The sequence below is a fragment of the Gottfriedia acidiceleris genome, from assembly GCF_036421055.1.
Lineage (GTDB): Bacteria > Bacillota > Bacilli > Bacillales > Bacillaceae_G > Gottfriedia > Gottfriedia acidiceleris_C.
In genome coordinates, this window is record NZ_JAZGQS010000003.1 from 110,514 (window position 1) to 126,446 (window position 15,933).

Annotated in this window: 20 protein-coding genes; 8 read left to right on the top strand and 12 right to left on the bottom strand. The window is 32.4% G+C overall.

Annotation, left to right across the window (positions count from 1 at the left end):
- Positions 1–184: 184 nt before the first annotated feature.
- From RAH41_RS05390 to RAH41_RS05405, 4 genes are all read right to left on the bottom strand, one after another.
- Complete coding sequence (locus RAH41_RS05390; RefSeq protein ID WP_331221141.1) at positions 185–739, bottom strand: Gmad2 immunoglobulin-like domain-containing protein; 555 nt, start codon at positions 737–739, stop codon at positions 185–187.
- A gap of 128 nt (positions 740–867) precedes the next feature.
- Complete coding sequence (locus RAH41_RS05395; RefSeq protein WP_331221142.1) at positions 868–1,779, bottom strand: AEC family transporter; 912 nt, start codon at positions 1,777–1,779, stop codon at positions 868–870.
- 42 nt (positions 1,780–1,821) lie between these two features.
- Positions 1,822–2,166, bottom strand: a complete 345-nt coding sequence (locus RAH41_RS05400) for an SHOCT domain-containing protein (protein ID WP_331221143.1) — start codon at positions 2,164–2,166, stop codon at positions 1,822–1,824.
- 250 nt (positions 2,167–2,416) lie between these two features.
- Complete coding sequence (locus RAH41_RS05405) at positions 2,417–2,869, bottom strand: VOC family protein (protein WP_331221144.1); 453 nt, start codon at positions 2,867–2,869, stop codon at positions 2,417–2,419.
- A gap of 159 nt (positions 2,870–3,028) precedes the next feature.
- On the opposite strand from RAH41_RS05405, the gene RAH41_RS05410 reads away from it, so the two are divergent.
- Entirely contained in the window at positions 3,029–3,562 is a 534-nt protein-coding gene (locus RAH41_RS05410) for a GNAT family N-acetyltransferase (protein WP_331221145.1), read from the top strand.
- Positions 3,563–3,881: 319 nt separating this feature from the next.
- Here RAH41_RS05410 and RAH41_RS05415 read toward each other — a convergent pair whose 3' ends face one another.
- Positions 3,882–5,420, bottom strand: coding sequence for an FAD-dependent oxidoreductase (locus tag RAH41_RS05415; protein ID WP_331221146.1), 1,539 nt, complete (start codon positions 5,418–5,420; stop codon positions 3,882–3,884).
- Positions 5,421–5,592: 172 nt separating this feature from the next.
- Between RAH41_RS05415 and hpt the strand changes: the two genes are divergently transcribed.
- Positions 5,593–6,120, top strand: coding sequence for a hypoxanthine phosphoribosyltransferase (hpt, locus tag RAH41_RS05420; protein ID WP_331221147.1), 528 nt, complete (start codon positions 5,593–5,595; stop codon positions 6,118–6,120).
- Between the two features lie 231 nt (positions 6,121–6,351).
- Complete coding sequence (locus tag RAH41_RS05425) at positions 6,352–7,611, top strand: TolB domain-containing protein (RefSeq protein WP_331221148.1); 1,260 nt, start codon at positions 6,352–6,354, stop codon at positions 7,609–7,611.
- Between the two features lie 21 nt (positions 7,612–7,632).
- Here RAH41_RS05425 and RAH41_RS05430 read toward each other — a convergent pair whose 3' ends face one another.
- The 4 genes from RAH41_RS05430 to RAH41_RS05445 all read right to left on the bottom strand — a co-directional run bounded on the left by RAH41_RS05430 (position 7,633) and on the right by RAH41_RS05445 (position 9,546).
- Positions 7,633–8,052 (bottom strand): 2-phosphosulfolactate phosphatase, encoded by a 420-nt coding sequence (locus tag RAH41_RS05430; protein ID WP_331221149.1) that lies wholly within the window; start codon positions 8,050–8,052, stop codon positions 7,633–7,635.
- Between the two features lie 15 nt (positions 8,053–8,067).
- Positions 8,068–8,397, bottom strand: a complete 330-nt coding sequence (locus RAH41_RS05435) for a hypothetical protein (RefSeq protein ID WP_331221150.1) — start codon at positions 8,395–8,397, stop codon at positions 8,068–8,070.
- Between the two features lie 236 nt (positions 8,398–8,633).
- A complete protein-coding gene (locus tag RAH41_RS05440) occupies positions 8,634–8,858 on the bottom strand; it encodes a hypothetical protein (RefSeq protein WP_331221151.1) in 225 nt (74 codons plus the stop codon).
- A gap of 325 nt (positions 8,859–9,183) precedes the next feature.
- Entirely contained in the window at positions 9,184–9,546 is a 363-nt protein-coding gene (locus RAH41_RS05445; protein ID WP_331221152.1) for a VOC family protein, read from the bottom strand.
- A 145-nt stretch (positions 9,547–9,691) separates the two neighbouring features.
- On the opposite strand from RAH41_RS05445, the gene RAH41_RS05450 reads away from it, so the two are divergent.
- Positions 9,692–10,180 carry a GNAT family N-acetyltransferase gene (locus RAH41_RS05450; protein ID WP_331221153.1) on the top strand — a complete coding sequence of 163 codons (489 nt, stop codon included), beginning with the start codon at positions 9,692–9,694 and terminating at the stop codon, positions 10,178–10,180.
- 46 nt (positions 10,181–10,226) lie between these two features.
- On the opposite strand, the gene RAH41_RS05455 is transcribed toward RAH41_RS05450, so the two are convergent.
- From RAH41_RS05455 to RAH41_RS05465, 3 genes are all read right to left on the bottom strand, one after another.
- Complete coding sequence (locus RAH41_RS05455; protein ID WP_331221154.1) at positions 10,227–11,186, bottom strand: RtcB family protein; 960 nt, start codon at positions 11,184–11,186, stop codon at positions 10,227–10,229.
- Positions 11,187–11,467: 281 nt separating this feature from the next.
- Positions 11,468–11,686, bottom strand: coding sequence for an RtcB family protein (locus RAH41_RS05460; protein ID WP_419471564.1), 219 nt, complete (start codon positions 11,684–11,686; stop codon positions 11,468–11,470).
- 68 nt (positions 11,687–11,754) lie between these two features.
- Entirely contained in the window at positions 11,755–12,204 is a 450-nt protein-coding gene (locus RAH41_RS05465; protein WP_331221155.1) for a GNAT family N-acetyltransferase, read from the bottom strand.
- A gap of 266 nt (positions 12,205–12,470) precedes the next feature.
- Here RAH41_RS05465 and RAH41_RS05470 point away from each other — a divergent pair, with 266 nt between their 5' ends.
- From RAH41_RS05470 to nadE, 4 genes are read left to right on the top strand one after another with little or no spacing between them, the layout of a single operon-like run.
- Positions 12,471–13,022, top strand: coding sequence for an isochorismatase family cysteine hydrolase (locus RAH41_RS05470; protein ID WP_331221156.1), 552 nt, complete (start codon positions 12,471–12,473; stop codon positions 13,020–13,022).
- On the top strand, positions 13,019–14,488 hold the full coding sequence (locus RAH41_RS05475; protein WP_331221157.1) for a nicotinate phosphoribosyltransferase: 1,470 nt from the start codon (positions 13,019–13,021) through the stop codon (positions 14,486–14,488). Before RAH41_RS05470 ends, RAH41_RS05475 begins: the two co-directional genes overlap by 4 nt.
- Entirely contained in the window at positions 14,481–15,110 is a 630-nt protein-coding gene (gene nadD, locus RAH41_RS05480; protein ID WP_056471873.1) for a nicotinate (nicotinamide) nucleotide adenylyltransferase, read from the top strand. Before RAH41_RS05475 ends, nadD begins: the two co-directional genes overlap by 8 nt.
- Positions 15,107–15,928: an ammonia-dependent NAD(+) synthetase gene (gene nadE, locus RAH41_RS05485; RefSeq protein ID WP_331221158.1), complete on the top strand. Its 822-nt coding sequence runs from the start codon at positions 15,107–15,109 to the stop codon at positions 15,926–15,928. Before nadD ends, nadE begins: the two co-directional genes overlap by 4 nt.
- Positions 15,929–15,933: the final 5 nt, after the last annotated feature.

Sequence of the window (15,933 nt, forward strand, 5' to 3'; positions counted from 1 at the left end):
GTTGAAAAACTATCTTGTCAATTAATTATCAAATTTTCGTAAAAGGAGTAAGTGTTGTTGATTTCCATTACAGGATGTTCGCTTTCCATGGGGTGAGATTCTTTCGCCTCCTCTGCCAAAGCCTGGAGTTTCAGCCTTCCAGCTTATCTCATAGAAGTCAAGCACCCCTTTCGTTCCAATTAACTTATTTATAATTTGGAAACTGAATCGGTATATTTAGTACATTTTCTGGTTGGCCGTCTTTTGCACTTGCTACATATAGTGTAAGTACTCCATTTGGACTAGTTGGTTGATTATAATTAATTACTAGTTTAAAGTTCCCCCATTCTGGGGCTCCCATATCAGCCATTGTGTGACCTTCCGCTAATACATTATGGCCATCTTCTATTCGATAAAGAAATGTTGCTTCAAAAACACTAGCTTTCCCTTCAACAATTAACACATTTTTACCTGTTGAGTCATTTACGACTGAAGTAACTTTAAATGCATCGTTTTCAACTGGAGTAAATACTTTAACTGGTGGCTTAGTTTCATCTTTTTTGGGTGGATTATTAGTTCCCTTATCTTGTGTATTCCCCTTATCAGTATTTTTGTCTGTATTGCCTTTATCAGTTGTTTTTCCCTTATCAACTTGTGATGACTGATCATCTTTTTTGCCATTACCGTAGTCACTTGACTGACAGCTGGTTAAACAGAATACGCTTAAAATGATAAGTCCAATAAATAAAAGTCTTTTCATTCTACTAATCACCCCTAAATTAATTTATTTCTGTAGATTAATAAATCCAACAATTTATTTTTAGCAAAAAGAAGAAATGCATTTTATCGAGGTGGACTTCTAAGAATAGGAATGAATTTTTAAACACATTAAAAGAACGTACTGGCAAGTTGTATTACGATTGGTAATGTTAGACTGCTTAATATAGTTGAGGTAATTACAGTTTGTGCTGCAAAACTTGCGTGCTTACCTTTGAATGATAGTAATGCACTATTTCTTGAACTTGGAAATGCACTACCAATAAAAAGAGCTTTTGCAACCACACCTTCAAAACCGAAAATTTTTATAAGGGCAAATGCAATAATCGGACCACCAATTAATCTTAAGAAGTTACTAATCGCTAAATTGTTCCAACTAATTTCTTTCCCCGATTCAGCTAATTGAGCTCCAAGTGTAATTAATGCAAATGGGGCAAATGATTCAGTAATAGGATTTAAAATGGTAACCAATTCGTGATTTAATTTTACATGAGATAGTTGAAGGATAAAGCCAAGGGCAACACTATATATAATTGGTAGCTTAAGCATTTTCAAAATGGCTTCTTTCATTTGGACTGAAGCCTCTGCATTATATACCCCAACAGTAAATGTCATTATATTTTGGAACAAAACGATTAAAACTCCAATACTCAATGCAAAAGGATCATTTTTAAAAACTAACGCATTTACTGGCAATCCAAGATTTCCTGAATTATTTAATGCGATGCTATTAGCAAATGTACCTTGCATAGATTTTTCAATTCCTCTCCATCGACAGATTAAGGTTGAAATTAGAGACATGGAGACAAATTGAATAACCAAGTAAAATAAAACACCACCTGCAACTTTACCAGATAACGGACTATCATATATTTTCATAAATACTGCTACTGGAAGAAATAAATAAACTAAGAGGGTTGTTAACGTACGTAAGTGAAGTTTAAAAAGATGATTAAACAAAAAGCCTAATATAACATAGAAAAATAGAGGTAGCATAACTTCTAGTAATAATTTTATGACCATTTCTTTTCCTTCTTTCAGATGATCAATTACTGTTTATTTTATCTACATATCTTGGTTAAAAAATTTTTCTTTTTGTTTCTGAAATTCACTGTCTGTAATCACCCCGTCATTTTTTAATTTATTTAATATATGAAGTTTCACTTCAAAATCTTCTTTCTCCCTTGTTCTATACTTTCCAACATTAACTTCATAACTGGATATACCACGATCACTAAAAAAGTTGTATCCATTGATTATCGTAATCATTAGCGCAATTCCGGTCCATAACAATCCGAACAAGCCAGCTTTTGGTATTACAATTGTAAAACCAAGGACAATAAAAATAATGCCAATCAGTAACCCTAAAAATGACTGCCCTTTACTTGGTTTAACTCGAATCTTTCTCAAATTTCCACCTCTTTTCATTTTAAAATTAATTTTTGAATGAAATAGAAGCTTTGACGGTTAAGTTTGATAAAATATTATTTTGCTTTCGAAATACTATATTCGACAAATTATGTTTAAATACCTATTGCAAAAATAAAAAACCACCAAATTATGTGATTTTTTATTAACTTATTTACACTATTTTAAATTCAATCTGATAGGTTGGTATAAATAGAATCCAAATCATTTATTAAACAAATTTTCAAAAGGGCTATTTTGAATATTTTTCTTTCCATTCACTTAAATAGAGAACTTCATTTGTTTTTATAGATTCACCATCAAGTAGCGCTATAAATTCTAAACTATTTCCATCAGGATCTCCGAAATAAACACTTGCTGCTGGCATCCAAGTATGTACTACAGGTTCAATTGGATTTAATCCAAAAAAGTTTTCAGATGGGGTTATCCCTCTCACTTTTAGCCAATCAATACTATTCTCTAGTTCATGTAGACTGACTCCAAAAGCGAAGTGACCCTTGTGAAATTCCATTCCTTTCTCTACTTCCCATAGTCCGAGCATTTGTTTGTCCTCACCAATAAAAAAGAAAGCTACTCTTCTTTTTTCAATTTTATGAGCAAGCTTAATACCTAGTTTTTCGTAAAACGTGATGGATTCTTCTAAATTTCTCACTTCTAAATGAGTTTCATATATACTTTTAATCATGGCTTTTTCCCCTCTCATCAGATTAAAGTAAATTCGTAAGTATTTATATTTTAGCATTAAGCGATTTATTATAATAAAATTCTGAATTTACAACTCCTCGAGAAATCTCTCAGATGATATGATTTTATTAACTTTATTCCAAATGTAAGGAGGTATTACGTGATCTTCCAATCAAATAAGCTTACTATTCGTCAATTAAAAGAAAGTGATGTTTCTCTTCTAGCAAAATGGCTTTCGAATCCTAAAGTTCTTCAATATTATGAAGGTCGTGATAACCCGTTCAACGCTGAAAAAGTAAAAAGTATATTTTTTACGAAAGATCCCTCTATTCAAATGTGTATTGTCGTTTATGAAAATATTGAGATAGGCTATATACAATTTTATAAATTAGACAATGATTCAAAAATTGAATATGGATATGAAAATACAAGTGAAATTATTTACGGAATGGATCAATTTATTGGTGAAACTGATTTTTGGAATCGTGGGATTGGCAGTTTACTTGTCTCATCGATGGTTAATTTCTTAGTTAATCATCAAAACGTAAAAAAAGTAGTAGTAGATCCCCAAACATGGAATGTACGCGCGATTAAATGCTATGAAAAATGTGGATTTAAAAAAATTCGATTACTTCCCAAACATGAGTTACATGAAGGAGAATATAAAGATTGTTATATAATGGAGTACAATTAAATAGAAGGCTGCCTAATTATGATTAGACAGCCTCAGACTACCCGCCAAACGCTCGTTTTCTTCGTTGCTTCGCCTGCCTGCGCGGTGCTCATTACCGTCTAAGAACTCCGCTTCTCACTAGACTGCGCGCCTCGAAAGACAAGCGCTTGCAATCAGTCTGAAAATCAAGCTTTTAGTATTTTGTCTACAACTTTAAAAGATGCATACCCTTCATCCGCTAAAAAGGTTAAAACAGGTTGAGCTATGAGTTTTAAATTAGTCATATTAAAGGGATTTCTCACTTTTTTGAGAAATCCCTCATAATCTTACAAAATTTAAGTTATTGAACAAAAACTTGTTTTAAAGGTTGTTCTGCTGGTCCTTCTAATACGTCACCATAAATTGAAAATCTTGAGCCATGGCAAGGGCAATCCCATGATTTTTCACCATTATTCCACTCGACCTCACAACCTAAATGAGTACAAGTTGTGTCTACACAATGAACTTTACCATTTACATCTTTATATGCTCCAACTCTTTTCCCATCTAATGTTACTACTGAGCCTTCATCATTGTATAATTCTTCTATTTTTCTAGAAACAGGTTCTAATTTCCCTTCAATTAAATGTTTAGCGACATCTAGGTTTTGCATTAAGAAATGCTTGATGCTAGGGTCTGCTTGAAATCTCGAAGGAGTGAACACATCAGCATCAACTGCTTCTTTATCTAAAATTAAATTACTTATTAACTGGGCAGCGACTGTTCCATTTGTCATACCCCATTTACGGAAACCTGTGGCAACATAAATGTTTTGATGTTTTGATGATAGTCTACCAATATAAGGCATTTTATCTATCGTGATTAAATCTTGGGTAGACCATCTGAATAATACATCTTCAATACCAAAAGTTTCTTCACCAAAAAGTTTTAAATTTTCATAAAAACTCATAGTACGAGTTTCTACACCTGTTTTATGACTTTCTCCACCTATTAGTACTAGTTCTTGATTATTATATTTAAATGATCTTAGAGATCTTTTCGGATTTTCCGCACTTAAATACATGCCTCCTGGATATGCTGTTTTTAATTTTGCAGCTAAGGCATATGAACGATCTGCATGTAGTTTCGTAAAGAAAAATTGATTTCCATCATAAAAAGGAAAATGGGAAGCACTAACTACATGCTTACATTTAATTTTTCTTCCACTTTGAGTAACTACAACCGGAAAGTTACCTGTTTCAACATCAACGACGACAGTTTCTTCATAAACTTTTAATCCGTTTTCAATTGATGCTTTTAATAAATGAATCAAGTATTTTAGTGGGTGAAACTGAGCTTGATCCCTCATTGTTATCGAATATTTTGTATCAAAAGGTAGTAATGTTTTTACTGCTCCAAATGAGTCGATTCCTAACTTCTCATAAGCTTTCAATTCATTTTCTAAATTTCTTACATAATCATCTGAAGTTGTATAAATGGTTGCATCTTGAGTCTCATAATTGCATTCTATTTGGTTATCACTCGTATATTTTTTAATAAAATCCATGGCATTTTTAGTAGAATGATAAAAGATTTTTGTCTTTTCTAATCCAAAATGTTGAATTAACTCATCGTAAATTAAATCGTGCTGTGCAGTTACTTTGGCAGTCGTGTGGCCTGTTGTGCCATTAATTATTTTATTCGCTTCAATTAATGCCACCTTCATACCAGCTTGCGTTAAGAAGTATGCGGTTGAAATTCCCGTAATTCCGGCACCAACGATTACAGCATCAAATTCTTCATCATCATTAAACGGTTCAAAAGTAGGTATATTTAGTCCACTTCTCCAAATTGGCTTTGATTCCTTCGGCAAGCCATTATAATCAATCTTTTCATTCATCTTTAAATACCTCCATTTAGGTTATGTGGTTATTATTACCAAATTGTTGGATGTTCATTAAACTAACTTTTCAATACTACTAATTAGTAAATATTGTTAAAATGGAGATAATGATGAATGCTCAGTTAAGAAAATAAAAAATAGTTAATAATTAGTAAAGAGGGTAATTTACATGGCATATAGAATTAAAGACACGTTAATTTCTGAAACGGATTTAAAAAATAGAGTAAAAGCACTTGCCAAGCAAATAGAACATGACTTTAATAACGAACCACTAATCCTTGTAGTTGTTTTAAAAGGATCATTTGTATTTGCAGCTGATCTAGTTCGTGAAATGAAAGGTAATATTAATGTAGACTTTATTTCTGTTTCCAGCTATAGTAATCAAACTGAATCAACTGGAAAAGTAAGACTATTAAAAGATTTAGATGAGAATATCACAGATAAAAACGTGGTGGTAATTGAAGATATCATTGATAGTGGTCTAACATTGCATTTTTTACGTGACCATCTTCAAATGCATAAGCCAAAATCGATTAAGATTTGTACTTTATTAGATAAACCTGAAAGAAGAAAAATCGATCTACCAGTTGATTATGTAGGTTTTGTCATTCCAGATGAGTTTATCGTTGGCTATGGAATTGATTATGCACAGCAATATCGAAATCTACCGTATATTGCAACTGTAGAAGAATACTAATTTAATAAAAAACATGCCGTTTGATTTTTTATCAAACGGCTTTTTTTTATTTCTTGTTAACTTTTTTATTAATTAAGTCGTTTTTTTTCTCCATGAAAAGCCACCTCTTTTAGTTACTTATCTAATCTAGCTATTCAATCATTTAATCATTATCCTGTTAAAAATGTTCTCTTTGATATTTATATAATTTCTTGGGAAAAATAACTCCAAATTAGTAAACGGGGTGAATTTATGAAACGCAAATTACTACTCATTTTCATGATTGTTGTTTGTTTAATTTTTCCGAACTTTAGTTACGTCGAAGCTACTGCTAACCCACTAAAAATTGCGTTTATTCGCGATGGATTCGTTTGGATAAAAATAAATAATAAAGAGGAAAAAATCACAAAAGCTAAAGGGGTTTATACGAATCAACCCGAGTGGTCCTTTGATGGAAATTATTTAATGTACCAAAAAGAAATACCTACTGGTCCTACACCATCTTATCCTACTCGCTCAGAAATATGGATTTATAATATGAAAACCAAAAAAGAACAACGAATCATTTCTGATGGTGAAAATCCAAAATGGTCCCCTACTAAAAATATTTTTTCTTTTCTAGATAGTGGTGTGTTGAACGTTTCTGATTTTAAAAATTTTTACAATATTGCACTAGGTGTGGATGATTATAATTGGATTCCAAACGGAAAAGGTTTTATAGCCTCATCAGCCGCAACACTAAATCCAGACGGTTGGACAAATCCAGTTTTATATAAAATCACCTTACCAAATGATTTAAAAAATATTACTAGCACAACAAACACAGTAAAACAATTTTTTGTTGTTCCTAAAACCTTAACAAAAGGCAATACGTCCATTCCGTCCATAAATGCTTCAACATTTCAATTTTCGCCTGATCAAAAATGGATTTCATTTATTGTTAACCCAACAGCTTCTTGGTCTATGGATAGCGACATGCTTTGTATCATTTCTTCAGATGGAAAGGTTTTTGAAGTTCAAGATGAAATTATTTTACATTTAGATAATCCAAAATGGGCCCAATCTAAAAATATATTAGGATACATCGCAGGTGGGGGCAGATTAGTTTTCGGATACAAAAATAAGAAGATGAATATTACTGAAATGCCAGCATTTACATCTACAAATTTAACACCACCACATTATGCTGAATTAGGATTTACATGGTGTGATGATACATCGATTGTAGTTTCAAGAGTAAAAGAAAGCGAGTGGTCAAATGATGAGAAAAAAAGACCAAAACCATCATTAAATGTGATTAATCTTTCTACTCATAAACAATTAAAAATAACAAATCCACCATCTGGAAAAGGAGATTATAATCCAATCTACTCTAAGACTACCAATAAAATAACGTGGACCAGAAAAGGCGAATTAGATGTTGCCGGTAATGTTTGGATCGCCAATTTGGATGGTAGTAAACCTAAAATTTTATTAAAAAATGTTAGTTCATACGCTATTTTTGAGCGTTAATAAGGATGAGGATGAAATTTTTCATCCTTTTTCTATTTCAAGACCATTAACGAAGCAATTATTTTGTAAAATTGGTACTACTTTAAAATGGTTTAATTGACTACAATGTCTAACATCATCTTCAAAGCCCTTCATTCTCAGCTCTCTTCCACTTCCACATTCCCAAATCAATTCTTTCAATTTATGTTTCGATTGAAGAAACGCGCCAATACAAACTTCCGCTTCAGGTGATTTTGTTCCTTCTAACTCTGATAAAATTGCTCCTGCTCCTAAATAATCTTCAATAGAAGGCCTGAGTGAATCCTCATTTTCATATAAATCATTCCAAACCTCACCGCACGGAATGACTGTTATATTCATATTTTTTTCGTTTTTTAGGTGATTAGCAAAACTTGCAACCGAAGATGCATTTAGTAAAGAACCAATCAATAACACGGGCACCTTTGAAGCAATCCATCAACAAAATGCCCCATTTAGAGAACATAAAACAAATTTTTGATTGGCATGACGTTCATTAAATGAGACAGGCGAAAGTGTTGCCTTCCCTAAAACTGCCGCTTCATTTCTTCCTAAAATATACTCCGCTCCAATCTTATTAGCATATGCTTTTCCATCTAAATTTGGTGGATATGGATAGACGATTGAATTTTGAAATACTGCCGAAACAACAGTCGATGAAAAACTAAGAACATCAACAATAATCGTAATATCTCCGCGTTCCGCTGCTTCCCTAGCTCCCCTTTTTCCCCACTCTACTCGGCATTCATAATTAGATTGATCGAACATGTTCTCACCCCTTTATTAGTCTTTTAAAAACGTCATACATAGAAAAAGCAATACTCTTTAAAAGTATTGCACTAGTGAGTAGACAAAGTATAAAAAAATAGATTTTCAGACTAATTGCAAGCGCTTGTCTTTCGAGGCACGAAGCCTGGTGAGGAGCGGAGTTTTGGCGGTTATGAGCACCGCGCAGGCAAGCGAAGTAACGAAAAAGCCAGCGTTTGGCGGGCAGACTAAAACTGTTATCGATATGTAACTTCTGTATACCCTAAACTATTTTTAGTTGTCTTCATCGGCTGATTAGGATAATAGAACACTAAATCTTTATAATTCATTTTATATTTACTTGTTTTAAAGTACTTATTCAGAGACATCGTCCTCATTTTTTCACCGTCTACATAGATTGCCTTTCCTTTAGGTCGATCCTTATCAAATCCATAAATAAGTTGATCATTTAAAAAATGCATTCCCTTTCCATCTCCGGCATACAAATGCTCTGCACCTGAAATTGAAGCAAAATTCATATTTAAAAACGATGATGATTAAAATATATATATACTATGGGGTATATCCGTAATACAAAGAATGTATGGACTATTTGGAATGTTAACCAAATTGTAGTCCACTTTTTTTAATTCTGGTAAATCCTTATGAATGGCGAAACTAACTGCTTTTTCTTTTGAATTAAAATTTATTGATATGTAAGTAAATATGCTCACTAATGCTACTAAAATTAGTACATATATAATACCTTTTTTACTCATATTCTAACTTCCTTATTGGATTTTTATTTTATTCAGGGAAAGAGCATACCCCTAAACGATTTCCTTCTAAATCTTTAAATTCAAACCATTTAAATGTTCCATCTTCATTCAATTGCTCTAATTCTACATCATGTTCTTTTAAATGATTATAAGCTTGTTCGATATTTGGAGTATAAAAATTAAAACTCATATGCGTAGTTGGATTTTCTACTTGGTTTGTCTTTCTCACTAACGTTAATGGTGTTTCCCCAATATTTAATGCCGCATATCCATTCAACGGATCGTTCCATCTAACTGTAAAACCCAATACCGAGCAATACCAATCTACCGCTTTCTCAAAATCAGTTACTTGCAGAAAAACTGTATCAATTCTTTTAAAATGCTCTGACATAGCTAAGGCCCCCTTTTTTACTACATACTATTTATTCAACACTTAAAAACTATTTCCTTTTAACATTTCATGATAAAAATAAAGGGATTCCACTATAAATAGTCAATTATTATAAAGATTAAATCTAGACAATGGAGGAGAAATATTGATAAAAATCGTAAAAGTAAAAAAAGAAGAGGAATCAAGATTACATAATTTAATGCAATTTTATATTTATGAATTTACGAAATATCTTCCTGAAATTAAACTCGGAGAAAACGGATCTTTTCATAAGTTCAATTTGGAAAAATACTGGCAGGAACTAGATTATCACGCATTTTTTGTATTGAATAAAGAAGAATTGATCGGATTCGCTTTAATAGAGGCTTTATCAGAATCAACTTCAAATTGTATAGAGGAGTTTTTTATAATTGGAAAATATAAAGGGCATGGATTTGGTAAAAAAGTTGCAATTGAACTTTTCAATCTCTTTCCGGGAAAATGGAGTATCTCACAAATTGAAAAAAATGAACCTGCAAAGGCTTTTTGGCGAAATGTAATTAATTATTATACAAAAGGGAACTTTACTGAAAGAGTTGATGAGAATAAAAAGACAATTCAAGAGTTTGATACGTATGAAATTATAGAAAAATAATTTAAAACAAAGCCACCCTATAGGTGGCTTATTTTATAATATAGATTTAATTTGCTTTGAAATTATAAAGTGGTTTAATGACGTTAATAACTTCGATTGCATCCTTAGTATTTTCAATGATTTCTTTCATTTCCTTATAAGCCATTGGACTTTCGTCGAGTGTGCTCTCTAAAACTGAGGTACTCCAAACATCCTTCATTGTTTCTTTGAACTCTTCAAGTGAAAGTGTAGCCTTAGCTTTAGATCGACTAAGAATTCGACCTGCACCATGAGGGGCCGAATAGTTCCAATCTGGGTTACCTTTGCCGATTGCAATTAAACTACCATCTCGCATGTTGATTGGAATTAATACTTTCTCACCTTTTTGAGCGGAAATCGCTCCTTTACGAAGAATCATATTTTCGATATCAATATAATTATGAACAGTCGTAAATTGTTCGACAACTGTTAAATCCATATTGGTAATAATTTCATCCATCATTGCCTTGCGGTTCCATAAAGCATATTCTTGGGCAATTGCCATATCATGCATATATCGATCAAACCAAACTCCTTCTAAATAAGCTAAATCCTTTGGAATAGATTGAGTTGGAAGGTTTTTTAGAGCAGACTCAATTTCCTTTTCACGGCCTTCATCTCTTAATTGCTGTATAACTTTTGAACGATTTTCTGACTGGCTCTTTAACAATTCATACGCCTTTTTTTGATAAAATTCTGCTACAACTTTACCTAAATTACGGCTTCCAGAGTGAATGACAAAATAAATATTTCCATCCTCATCAGAATTACACTCAATAAAATGATTTCCACCACCAAGAGACCCTAGGCTAAGCTTTGTTCTAGTTTCATTTAATTCTTTAAAGCAATAAAGCTTAGAAAAATCAATTTTCTTCACAAAATCATGCTTATTATTTCGAATTGAAAACCCTGATGGAACATGTTTACGAATGACTGCATCTAGTTTTTGAAAATCGATTTCTTTTTGTGAAACTCTTATAGTTTCCATTCCACAACCTATATCGTACATTCATCTCTAATTTATTAGAGGGTGGACTATACCTTCTCTACAATCATCGGAGTATGCAGCTCCTTATGTAGGCTCGCCGTGTTAATTATTCCATCTGACATTAGAAAAGTAGAATAATTCTGCACAATCGTCTGCTAACAACGTGCAAGTCTCTGAACCATTTGAGTATGTCACCATACCCTCTGGCTGCTGATTGCCCTCGACTTATTTTACGTTAGGGTTTCCAGCAATTGAGCGAGTTTTTTAACGTTGGAGCCGACTTAGTTAACCCCAACGAGATTTGGAACGATTTTATCCTGAATTGTCATTGTCGTTCCAATTGTGCATCCCTTACCTGCATGAGTATCAGGCATAATTCTAATTTTAGAACTTTTTACGAACTCTTGATTACATAGTTCAATAATTTGCCCAATTGCTCCTTGCTCCACATTATCTGTAAATATTATAGCTTCATTAAATGAGCCTTTAACTGTAAGCATCATGTTCTCCTTAGTTTTATTTTAAGGTCTAACTTTATTAAACTATTTCAAAGTCATTGATATTAGTTCTAAATATTTTCTAAATTTAATGAATACGAAAGAAATTCTTTATCAACTTGATAGCCGTTTTTTTCATATAATGCTTGTGCAAATTTATTATCAATCGCAGTTTGTAAATCTAATGCTTTTGCTTTCGATTTGATTGCAAATTCCTTTGCTGCATTTAATAACAATTGAGCTACTCCTTTTTGCCTTGCCGTTTCAGTTACATATAAGTCATTTAAAATCCATAACTTTTTCATTGATACGGAAGAAAATGAAGGATATAACTGAGTAAATCCTATCGATTGATCTTTTTCTTTCACAAGAAAAATAATAGAATCATTGTTATTGATTCGTTCTGTTATAAAATCAATCGCCCCGTTTAAATTACTTTCTTGTTTATAAAACATTCTGTACTGATCAAATAAATTTGCTACTTCAGTAATATGCTCTGATTTTGCACGAACTACTTCCATTATGTCACCTCTTCTAACTTTTAATAAATCTATTAGTTAGTTCGGTACATTTCGTTTAATTTCCTCTAATCACTACAAAAGATACAACCCTAAGTAAAATAGTAATTTTTATTTGAAAAGTTAATAATATAAAAATGATCTTATAATTTCCCAAAATTTAGGTTTTCATATGAATTAACTTATAATAAGATTGAAGATGAAAAACTAATTTAATCTTTTCTTTTATGTGAATAAATTAACATTCTTACACTTGGGGTGACTAATTAATGGATAAAAAAGCGCTCATTATTATTGATTATACGAATGACTTTGTAGCTGATGCTGGCTCATTAACTTGTGGTAAACCTGCACAAGAAATTGAGCAAAGTATTCTTCAATTAACTAAAAATTTTATTGAAAATCAAGATTATGTAGTATTTGCAGTAGACGTCCATGATGAGAATGATCCGTTTCATCCCGAAACAAAATTATTTCCACCTCATAATATTAGACATACTAAAGGAAGAGATTTATATGGTGGATTAATGGATTTATACAATTCATCAAAAGGCAATTCTACTATTCAATGGCTCGATAAAACACGTTACTCCGCTTTTGCAGGAACAGACCTTGAGATAAAACTAAATGAAAGAGGCATTAGCGAACTTCATTTAATAGGAGTTTGCACTGATATTTGTGTATTACATACCGCAGTCGATGCTTATAATAAAGGTTATAAAATAGTCGTTCATAAGCAGGCTGTTGCAAGCTTTAATGCAGCTGGGCATGAATGGGCATTAAGTCATTTCAAAAATACTTTAGGGGCGGAAATAAGATGAATTACAACTTTCAAGATGATAGCCTTGCACTTCATACAGACCTTTATCAAATTAATATGGCGGAAACTTATTGGGGAGACAATATTCACAATAAAAACGCTATTTTTGAACTTTATTTTCGTAAACTCCCATTTGGAAATGGATATGCAATCTTTGCAGGTTTAGAAAAAATAATCAGTTATCTGCAAAACTTTAACTTTAGTAGTTCAGATCTTACCTATTTAAAGGAAGAACTAGGTTACAAAGATGAATTTATTCAATTTCTGTCTAACGTAAAATTCACAGGATCAATTAGAGCAATTCAAGAAGGTGAATTAGTTTTTGGCAATGAGCCAATTTTAAGAGTCGAGGCCCCGCTATTAGAGGCACAATTAATTGAAACTGCCTTGTTAAACATTGTCAATTATCAAACATTAATTGCTACTAAAGCTTCCCGAATTAAACATATCGTTGGTAATGATACATTAATGGAATTCGGAACAAGACGTGCTCAAGAATTTGATGCTGCCATTTGGGGAGCAAGAGCTGCTTTTATTGGTGGATTCCATGCGACTAGTAACGTTCGTGCTGGTAAATTATTTAACATTCCTGTTTCAGGTACACATGCTCATGCGCTCGTGCAAGCATATCGAGATGAATACATAGCTTTCAAAAAATATGCAGATCGTCATTACAACTGTACATTCCTAGTTGATACATACGATACACTAAAAAGTGGAGTCCCAAATGCGATTAAAGTCGCAAAAGAACTAGGAGATAAAATTAACTTTGCAGCAATCCGACTAGATAGTGGTGACTTAGCCTATTTATCGAAAGAGGCTAGAAAAATGCTCGATGAAGCTGGTTTTATAAATACTAAAATTGTTGCTTCGAATGATTTAGATGAATATACAATTTTAAATTTAAAATCGCAAGGAGCAAAAATTGATTCTTGGGGAATCGGAACAAAGCTTATTACAGCATATGATCAACCGGCTCTAGGAGCTGTTTATAAACTAGTTAGTATTGAAGATGAAAATGGAAAAATGATTGATACAATAAAAATTTCCCAAAACCCTGAAAAAGTAACAACTCCAGGACTAAAGAAATTGTATCGAATTATTAATACAATTAACCATCATGCTGAGGCTGATTATATTGCCCTTGAAGATGAAGATCCAAAGTCTGAGGAAAAAATAAAGTTATTCCATCCGATACATCCATATATCAGTAAGTTTGTAACTAATTTTGAAGCTAGAGAACTTCATCATCAAATCTTTACAAAAGGTGAATTAGTCTACAAAGTACCTGCAATAAAAGACATTCAGGATTTTGCTGAAAACAACTTAAATTTACTTTGGGAAGAATACAAGCGTGCATTAAATCCTGAAGAATATCCTGTAGACTTGAGTCAAAAATGTTGGGATAACAAAATGGAAAAAATAGCAGAAGCTAGAAAGAAAACAGAGGAAATGAAAAATGGCTAAAATTGGGATTTATGGCAGTTCGTTTGATCCGATTACAAACGTTCATTTATGGACTGCAAGTACGATTGCTCATCGTTGTCAATTAGACAAAGTCATCTTTTTACCATGCTCATCCAAAAGAAGAGATAAACAATTACATAATACGGATGAACATCGTTGGAATATGTTAAAATTGGCAATTCAAAACAACTCAAAGTTTATTGCAGACGATTATGAAATGAGTAAAGAGGCTTGGGAAGTTTTCACTTACTATACAATGAACCATTTTAAAGCTAAATATAGTGAAGATGAAGTGTATTTCATAATGGGTGCTGATCTCTTAGAAGATATTGCAGAAGGAAAATGGAAATACGGGGATCAATTAGTTTCCGAGAACAAATTCATTGTAATGGCTCGTGATGGAATTGATATGCTAAAGACCATCTCTCGTTCTCCCTTATTAAGAAACAATGATAATGGTTCAAGATTTCATCTAATTGATAAAGGACTAGCGATGGAAATTAGTTCAACATATATCCGAGAAGAGTTTGCTAAAGGTGGCGAACCAAGATATTTATTACCTGAGGATTGCTACGCATATATTAAAAAATACAATCTGTATCAAAAGGAGAATGAAGATTGAACAGTTTACAAAAAGAAATCGTTGCAGAAATGAAAGTAAAACCAGTTATCGATCCTAAAGAAGAAATAAGAATAAGTGTTGATTTCCTAAAAAACTATCTTAAAAAACATCCATTTTTAAATGGTTTTGTTTTAGGTATTTCAGGTGGTCAAGATTCAACTTTAACTGGTAAACTTGCCCAAATGGCAATAGATGAATTAAATAATGAGCAATCAGAAAAAAATTATCTATTTATTGCAATACGATTACCATATGGCGTTCAAATGGACGAAGAGGACTGCCAGGAAGCTTTAAAGTTTATCCAACCAACTAAGACATACACAGTGAATATTAAAGCTGCAGTAGATGCTAGTGTTAAAACTTTAAAAGAAATTGGTATTGACCTTACTGATTTTGCAAAAGGTAATGAAAAAGCACGTGAAAGAATGAAAGCTCAATATAGTATTGCTGCTATGAATGGGTGTGTTGTCTTAGGCACTGACCATTCTGCTGAGGCTATAACTGGCTTTTACACTAAATATGGAGATGGTGGATCAGACCTTTGTCCAATTTTCCGTCTAAATAAACGCCAAGGGAAGATGTTGCTAAAAGAATTAAATTGCCCACCTAGGCTATATGAAAAAGTTCCGACTGCTGACCTTGAAGAAGATCGTCCACAATTAGCAGATGAAGTCGCTCTTGGCGTCACATACGATGACATCGACGATTATTTAGAAGGTAAAGAAATTAATAGTGACTCCCAAGCAAAAATCGAATCATGGTTTAATAAATCTAGACATAAGAGACAAATGCCATACACTGTTTTTGATAAATTTTAATTCAT

What these genes read in the sequence shown, in the direction of transcription:
- RAH41_RS05390 (WP_331221141.1), bottom strand. Translation starts at nt 739, where the DNA reads ATGAAAAGACTTTTATTTATTGGACTTATCATTTTAAGCGTATTCTGT.
- RAH41_RS05395 (WP_331221142.1), bottom strand. Translation starts at nt 1,779, where the DNA reads ATGGTCATAAAATTATTACTAGAAGTTATGCTACCTCTATTTTTCTAT.
- RAH41_RS05405 (WP_331221144.1), bottom strand. Translation starts at nt 2,869, where the DNA reads ATGATTAAAAGTATATATGAAACTCATTTAGAAGTGAGAAATTTAGAA.
- RAH41_RS05415 (WP_331221146.1), bottom strand. Translation starts at nt 5,420, where the DNA reads ATGAATGAAAAGATTGATTATAATGGCTTGCCGAAGGAATCAAAGCCA.
- hpt (WP_331221147.1), top strand. Translation starts at nt 5,593, where the DNA reads ATGGCATATAGAATTAAAGACACGTTAATTTCTGAAACGGATTTAAAA.
- RAH41_RS05425 (WP_331221148.1), top strand. Translation starts at nt 6,352, where the DNA reads ATGAAACGCAAATTACTACTCATTTTCATGATTGTTGTTTGTTTAATT.
- RAH41_RS05435 (WP_331221150.1), bottom strand. Translation starts at nt 8,397, where the DNA reads ATGTTCGATCAATCTAATTATGAATGCCGAGTAGAGTGGGGAAAAAGG.
- RAH41_RS05440 (WP_331221151.1), bottom strand. Translation starts at nt 8,858, where the DNA reads ATGCATTTTTTAAATGATCAACTTATTTATGGATTTGATAAGGATCGA.
- RAH41_RS05445 (WP_331221152.1), bottom strand. Translation starts at nt 9,546, where the DNA reads ATGTCAGAGCATTTTAAAAGAATTGATACAGTTTTTCTGCAAGTAACT.
- RAH41_RS05455 (WP_331221154.1), bottom strand. Translation starts at nt 11,186, where the DNA reads ATGGAAACTATAAGAGTTTCACAAAAAGAAATCGATTTTCAAAAACTA.
- RAH41_RS05460 (WP_419471564.1), bottom strand. Translation starts at nt 11,686, where the DNA reads ATGCTTACAGTTAAAGGCTCATTTAATGAAGCTATAATATTTACAGAT.
- RAH41_RS05465 (WP_331221155.1), bottom strand. Translation starts at nt 12,204, where the DNA reads ATGGAAGTAGTTCGTGCAAAATCAGAGCATATTACTGAAGTAGCAAAT.
- RAH41_RS05470 (WP_331221156.1), top strand. Translation starts at nt 12,471, where the DNA reads ATGGATAAAAAAGCGCTCATTATTATTGATTATACGAATGACTTTGTA.
- RAH41_RS05475 (WP_331221157.1), top strand. Translation starts at nt 13,019, where the DNA reads ATGAATTACAACTTTCAAGATGATAGCCTTGCACTTCATACAGACCTT.
- nadD (WP_056471873.1), top strand. Translation starts at nt 14,481, where the DNA reads ATGGCTAAAATTGGGATTTATGGCAGTTCGTTTGATCCGATTACAAAC.